The sequence below is a fragment of the Sphingorhabdus sp. genome (assembly GCF_044239005.1).
Lineage (GTDB): Bacteria > Pseudomonadota > Alphaproteobacteria > Sphingomonadales > Sphingomonadaceae > Sphingorhabdus_B.
The window spans coordinates 1-6,516 of sequence record NZ_JBIICH010000115.1 but is presented as its reverse complement, the minus strand read 5'-3'; the positions used below and the strand labels follow the sequence as shown (position 1 = coordinate 6,516).

The 6,516-nt window shown below is 58.7% G+C and carries 4 protein-coding genes; 2 read left to right on the top strand and 2 right to left on the bottom strand.

Annotated elements, in window-relative coordinates; all coding sequences use genetic code 11:
- Nucleotides 1-277 precede the first annotated feature (277 nt).
- Both mmsB and ACILQA_RS08995 read right to left on the bottom strand, forming a co-directional pair.
- Nucleotides 278-1,153 carry a 3-hydroxyisobutyrate dehydrogenase gene (gene mmsB / locus ACILQA_RS09000; RefSeq protein WP_395629398.1) on the bottom strand — a complete coding sequence of 292 codons (876 nt, stop codon included), beginning with the start codon at nucleotides 1,151-1,153 and terminating at the stop codon, nucleotides 278-280.
- Nucleotides 1,154-1,158: 5 nt separating this feature from the next.
- Nucleotides 1,159-2,655 carry a CoA-acylating methylmalonate-semialdehyde dehydrogenase gene (locus ACILQA_RS08995; protein WP_395629397.1) on the bottom strand — a complete coding sequence of 499 codons (1,497 nt, stop codon included), beginning with the start codon at nucleotides 2,653-2,655 and terminating at the stop codon, nucleotides 1,159-1,161.
- Between the two features lie 149 nt (nucleotides 2,656-2,804).
- Between ACILQA_RS08995 and ACILQA_RS08990 the strand changes: the two genes are divergently transcribed.
- Both ACILQA_RS08990 and ACILQA_RS08985 read left to right on the top strand, forming a co-directional pair.
- On the top strand, nucleotides 2,805-4,817 hold the full coding sequence (locus ACILQA_RS08990) for a TonB-dependent receptor plug domain-containing protein (RefSeq protein WP_395629396.1): 2,013 nt from the start codon (nucleotides 2,805-2,807) through the stop codon (nucleotides 4,815-4,817).
- Nucleotides 4,818-5,004: 187 nt separating this feature from the next.
- Nucleotides 5,005-6,516 (top strand): DUF885 domain-containing protein (locus tag ACILQA_RS08985; RefSeq protein WP_395629395.1); only part of this gene is annotated, 1,512 nt, incomplete at its 3' end.

The following is a 6,516-nucleotide window of genomic DNA, read 5'->3' as shown; positions in this document are numbered from 1 at the left end:
ACCGAGTCGTCGGCAAGTGCCAGCTCAAAACCGTCTTTCAGCCCCTGCCGGACATGCCATGACAGCGCATTAACGGGCGGGTTATCGACAAGAACAACAAGGATATCATCGATTTTCTGCGTGGTGACTGACTGCACGGTAAGCTCCTCAATATCAGCGCAGGCCGTGTTTGATCTGCTCGCTGGGTAAAATTGAATGTCTCGGTGGTTCTAGAATGTTTTGTGTCGCGCTGGCAATCCCGCTGCGTCATCAAAGCGCAGCGCGCAGATGTTTGGCGTTAGTTTTTCAGGCTTTGAATGATCGCCGAAAAATCCATGCCGCCTTTTCCAGCCGCATCAAATTGCGCGTATAGTTCGGCCGCCCGCGTGCCCATGGGCACATCGGCGTTGACGGACTGCGCAGCTTCCATCGCCAGCTTAAGGTCCTTCAGCATCAGTGCGGTCGCAAATCCGCCCTGATATTCATTATCCGCAGGCGATGTCGGTCCGACGCCGGGAACGGGGCAATAGCTGGTCATCGACCAGTTCTGGCCAGAGGCTTTCGACGAAATGTCGTAAAAGGTTTGAAGGTCGAGCCCGAGCTTTTCCGCCATGGCAAAAGTTTCGCAGGTCGCAATCATCGATGCACCCAGCAGCATGTTGTTGCATATCTTTGCCGCCTGACCCGCCCCTGATCCGCCAGCATGAATGACAGCCTTACCCATCGCCGACAGGATCGGCTCTGCCCGCGCAAAGGCGGTATCGGTGCCACCCACCATGAAGGTCAACGTGCCCCCATTGGCGGCCGCAATGCCGCCCGATACCGGCGCATCAACCATGTCATAGCCGCCGGCGACAGCATCCGCCGTCACCTTGCGCGCGGTATCAACATCAATCGTCGAACAATCGAGCAATATCGCGCCCTTGGGGGCATGGCCCAAAACATCTGCTGCAAATACGCTATCGACGATACTGCCATTGGGCAGCATCGATACGACAGCATCAACACCATCGACCGCGTCGCGCACGGAGGTAAATGTGGCGCAGCCATTTTCCTGCGCCCGCGCCAATGCCTCGGCCGACAGATCAAACGCATTTACCTTGTGCCCTGCCTTAACGAGGTTGGCGGCCATGCCGCCGCCCATGTTGCCCAGACCGATAAATGCGATTTTCATGTGATTTACCCCATGGTGGGAATGACGAACGCGTTGCCACCGTCGGGAGATCCATCTGGCCAACGCTGGGTGATGGTCTTGACCTTGGTCCAAAACTTCACGCCTTCCATACCGTGCTGGTTGGTGTCGCCAAAGGCAGAGCGTTTCCAGCCGCCAAAGCTGTGATAGGCAACGGGAACGGGGATCGGCACGTTAATGCCGACCATGCCGACATTGACGCGCGCTGCAAATTCACGGGCGGCGTGGCCATTGCGCGTAAAGATCGCGACGCCATTGCCATATTGGTGCTTTGAAGGAAGCGCCAAGGCCTCTTCAAAGTTGGCCGCGCGGACGATCTGCAGCACTGGGCCGAAGATTTCTTCCTTATAGCTTTCCATGTCCGTCGTCACATGGTCGAACAAGGTTGGCCCAATGAAGTAACCTTCTTCATGTCCCTGAAGCTTGAACCCGCGTCCATCGACAATCAGCTCGCCGCCTTCATCAACGCAGGTCTGGATCCAGCCCTCAACCTTTGCCTTATGCTGCGCGGTTACAACCGGACCATAATGCGCTTCGGCATCGGTGGAGACGCCAACGCGTAGTGCTTGTATCGCCGGAATGAGCTTCGCCTTCAGGCGTTCTGCGGTGTCGTCGCCAACGGGCACGACGACAGGAAGCGCCATGCAGCGTTCACCGGCTGAACCAAAGGCCGCGCCCGCAAGGTCATTAACGACTTGGTCGAGGTCCGCATCGGGCATGACGATGCCATGGTTCTTCGCGCCGCCCATGGCCTGCACGCGCTTGCCATTGGCAACGCCGCGATTGTAGACATAATGCGCGATGTCGGACGAGCCGACAAAGCTCACCGCACCAATGGCGGGGTGGTCCAGAATGGCGTCGACCATTTCCTTGTCGCCATGCACGACCTGACAAATGCCTTCGGGTAAGCCAGCTTCGATAAACAGTTCCGCCAAGCGCACAGGAACACTGGGGTCACGCTCGCTTGGCTTGATGATGAAGGCATTGCCCGTCGCAATCGCGGGGCCGCACATCCACAAGGGGATCATACCGGGGAAGTTGAACGGGGTAATACCTGCACCAACGCCGATTGGCTGGCGCATCGAATATACGTCAATGCCGGGGCCAGCGCCTTGGCTATATTCGCCCTTCAGTACATGCGGGATGCCACAGCAAAATTCGATGACTTCCAACCCGCGCTGAATGTCGCCCTTACTGTCGGCAATGACCTTGCCATGTTCGGACGACAGCATATGCGCGAGATCGTCCATATTGGCCTCAACCAGACGCTTGAATTCGAACATCACGCGCGCACGGCGCTGTGGGTTGGTCGTCGCCCACGCCGGTTGCGCGGCCAATGCTGCCTGCACCGCGCGTTCCAACACAGCGGCATCGCCCAATGCAACGCGGGCCTGAACGCCGCCATTGTTTGGATCCATTATGTCGCCAAAACGCGATGCGCTGGCACCCGTGCCACCGCTAATGAAATGATCGATTTGACGCATAGCTTTTCTCCTAATTCCGTGCGCCGCCAATGCCCGTGTCAGACCATTAATGCAACCTCGGTATATTATGGTTCAAAAATTGTTGACGGTGCATATATGGGCTTCAGAACGCCGCAATATCCTTATCCTTCATTTTTTCGGGAACCTGCATGATCACGCTATTGGCTCGGACCTCGCTACTGGCGTTCGTCATCGGTGCGCCTGCCGCTTATGCGCAGGAGAGCGCCGAGCCGATTATCATTGTCACCGGAAAAGGGCTCGACCAGACGAAGGGGGACCCCGCTTATGGCTCGGTGGAAATCGACCGCACGCGCCTAAGCAGCGAAGCGTCTGGCCGGATTGAAAATATCCTCGCCGATGTTGCCGGATTTCAACAGTTCCGGCGTTCGGACAGCCGTTCAGCCAATCCATCGGCGCAAGGTGCCACTTTGCGCGCGCTTGGCGGCAATGCTTCAAGCCGCACTTTGGTGCTCCTTGATGGCGTGCCTCAGGCCGACCCGTTTTTCGGCTACATCCCCTTTAGCGCAATCACCCCCGAACGTTTATCATCCATTCGCGTCACGCGCGGCGGCGGCAATGGTGCCTTTGGTGCAGGGGCCGTCGCAGGGACCATCGAACTGAACAGCGCGGGGCGGGCCGACCTGCCCGACGCGGCATTGTCGGCCTTTTACGGCAGCGGCAACGCCAGCGAATTGTCCGCTGGCCTCGCGACTGATCTCGGTGCCGGATTTGTCAGCATATCGGGTCGGTGGGATCGCGGCGACGGGTTTTACACCGCGCCAAGCGCCACCCGCCAGCCCACCGACGTCCGCGCAGCCTATGACAGCTGGTCAACCGGATTGCGCGCTGTTGCGCCATTGGCCGACGGCGTTGAACTGCAGTTCCGTGGACTGATTTTTCAGGACAGCCGCACCTTACGCTTTGCAGGCGCAGACAGCAGCTCCGAAGGACAAGACGCAAGCATTCGCATCGTGTCGCAGGGGCGCTGGCAAGTCGACGCGCTGGCCTATGTTCAGGCGCGCAATTTTACCAACAATGTGATCAGCGCGACGTCGTTCCGCAAAACGCTCGACCAAAGAAACACGCCATCCACTGGGGTCGGCGGCAAAATTGAGGTCAGGCCACCCGTTGGCGGCGATCATCAATTGCGCATGGGCGTCGATGCGCGGCTATCCGAAGGCGAGCTATTTGAAGATGTCTATAGCGGCGTCACCGGCCTCATCACCGCACGGCGCAACGCCGGTGGCAACAGCGCGACATTCGGTGTTTTCGCCGAGAATGATTGGACGCTTGGCGATCTGACGCTGACCGGCGGCATCCGCGCAGATCGCTGGACGATCACCAACGGCTTTTTTGCAGAGCGCGCCACCAACGGAACCGTCGTGCGCGATGATGTCTTTGCCGATCGTGCACGTTGGCAGTCCAGCGCACGCGTTGGCGCACTCTATGCGCCGACCGATGGCGTTGCGCTGCGTGCCGCGGCCTATACCGGCTTTCGTTTGCCCACGCTGAATGAACTCTACCGCCCGTTCACCGTCTTCCCCGTCGCAACGCGCGCCAATGAAGCGTTGGACGTGGAAAAGCTGCGCGGTGTCGAGGCGGGGTTTGATGTCCGACCAGCCACCGGCGTGACCCTTGGCGCAACATTATTCTACAACAGGCTCAACGACGCCATCGCCAACGTCACGATTGGCACTAATCTGCGCCGACGCGACAATGTCGATGCTGTCATTGCCAAGGGCGTCGAGCTCAGCGGCGAAGCGCAATTTGGTGCGGTCAGCATTGCCGCATCTTACGCATTCAGCCACAGCAAAGTGCGCGCATCGGGCATCGCCAGCGGCCTCAACGGGCTCACCCCGGCACAAAGCCCCCGCCATGCGGCAAATGCGACCGTGCGGTGGACGCCAAGCGCCGGCAATATATTGTCGGCAACAGCCCGTTATGTCGGCGCACAATTCGAAGATGATCTTGAGGCGAATATTTTGCCATCGGCGCTTACCTTTGACGGCTTTGCACAAATCCCCCTCACCCGGAAGATCGCATTGACCGGCCGGGTTGAGAATATCCTCAATGAAGAGGTTGTGACCCGCAAAGTGGGAACGTCGATAGACCTTGGAACACCCCGGATATTTTGGATCGGGCTGAAATTTTCGGCCCGATAGCCGCGGCGCGATACTGTTCGGGGTTTCCCGACAAAAGCTTGACGGTTTCGATTGCGTCATCGGGCGAACGGCCAGTGACGTGAATTCATCTGCGCTGATCAATCGCGGGCATCGTTTCGCGGCATTAAAATCGCTTCACATGACTGGCGCACAGGCATACGGTCCAAGCCAAATATATGGAGAGTTTATGAAAAGCATTTTGAAAATGGGCATAGCAGCCGTGTGTGCCAACCTGATTTTTCCAGCTAGCTTTGTATATGCCCAAACCCCGGCCACGTCAGTCGGAATGGCCAGCGAAGATGCGCGGCTAACCGCATTTCTGGATGCGGAATTCAGCGAATATCTCAAGCAACAGCCCCAAGTGGCAACGCGCCTTGGCCTGAAAGACGGCGGCGACCGCTGGAATGATATCAGCGACAATGCGGCAGCAGAACAGGTCAAATGGCGTCAGGCAAGCGTCGCCCGCATGAAGGCCGCATTCAACCGTGCCAACCTGTCGCCCGAAGCACAGGTGAATTTCGACATCTGGGCGTTGGAAGCCGACCGCGCTGTCATAAGCGAAGCGAACCGGATGTACCGCCCGCCTTTCTACTCGCGTCTATATTCGGTGCACAGCCAGCTGGCAGATTTTTTGGTCAACACCCATGGGGTCGCCGACGTCACGGACCTAAAGAATTACATCGCCCGGCTGCGCGGCATGCCTGCGGTGCTGGACATGGCGATTGAGCGCACGCAAGCGAGCGAACGCGCTGGCATTCGCGCACCGAAATTTCAGGTCGAGTCCGTCATTTCCGGCAGCGAGAAGCTCACCAGCGGCGCGCCATTCACGACCGGACCGGACTCGGCGCTTTGGGCAGATGTTCAGGCCAAGACCGAAGCATTGGTCACCGCGGGCAAAATCTCGCGCGGCGATGCGGACGCCATGCGCGCCGAAGCGCGCGCGGCCATACTTGATCTGAAGCCTGCTTATGGTCGCGTGATTGCGTGGGGCAAGGCAAGCTTGCCAGCTGCGCCAAGCGGCCGCGTTGGTGCCATTTCGCTTCCCGGCGGTGCGGACTATTACGCCAACGAACTGAAGCTCAATACGACAACGGACTATACCGCGGACCAAATTCACAAAATTGGTCTTCAGGAAGTGGCCCGCATTGAAGCGGAACAGGACGCGCTTGCGCAAAAGGCAGGGTTCAAGGACCGCAGCGCTTTTTACGCCGGGCGCGCCAAGCTGTATCCGCCAAAGCCTTTTGACGACGCCGCACGTGCCGAATATCTCGCCACCGCAAATGCCTTTGTCGCCAAAACGCGCACGCTGTTGCCAGCCTATTTCGGCATGACGCCAGCTTTCGGCATTGAAGTGGTGCGCGAACCGGCGTTCAGCGAAGTCGCCGGCGGTGCCGCGCACGCGTCTGCGCCAAGCCCCGATGGCAAGCGCCCCGCCCGCACCTATGTGCATCTTGTGGGTATGACCCCCGATCCGGCGGCGCTGTACACGCTGATGTGTCATGAAGCGGTTCCCGGCCACAACACCCAGGGCGACATTCAGGTGCGGCAGCAAGGCGGACCCAAATTCCGTTCGGTCACTGGCTATGTCGCATTTGGCGAAGGCTGGGCGCTATATGCCGAAGCCTTGTGCAAGGAAATGAATGCGTTTCCGGACATTGCCGCTGATTTCATGCGGCTGGATGCAGAGCTGTTCCGTGCA

What these genes read in the sequence shown, in the direction of transcription:
- mmsB (WP_395629398.1), bottom strand. Translation starts at nt 1,153, where the DNA reads ATGAAAATCGCATTTATCGGTCTGGGCAACATGGGCGGCGGCATGGCC.
- ACILQA_RS08995 (WP_395629397.1), bottom strand. Translation starts at nt 2,655, where the DNA reads ATGCGTCAAATCGATCATTTCATTAGCGGTGGCACGGGTGCCAGCGCA.
- ACILQA_RS08990 (WP_395629396.1), top strand. Translation starts at nt 2,805, where the DNA reads ATGATCACGCTATTGGCTCGGACCTCGCTACTGGCGTTCGTCATCGGT.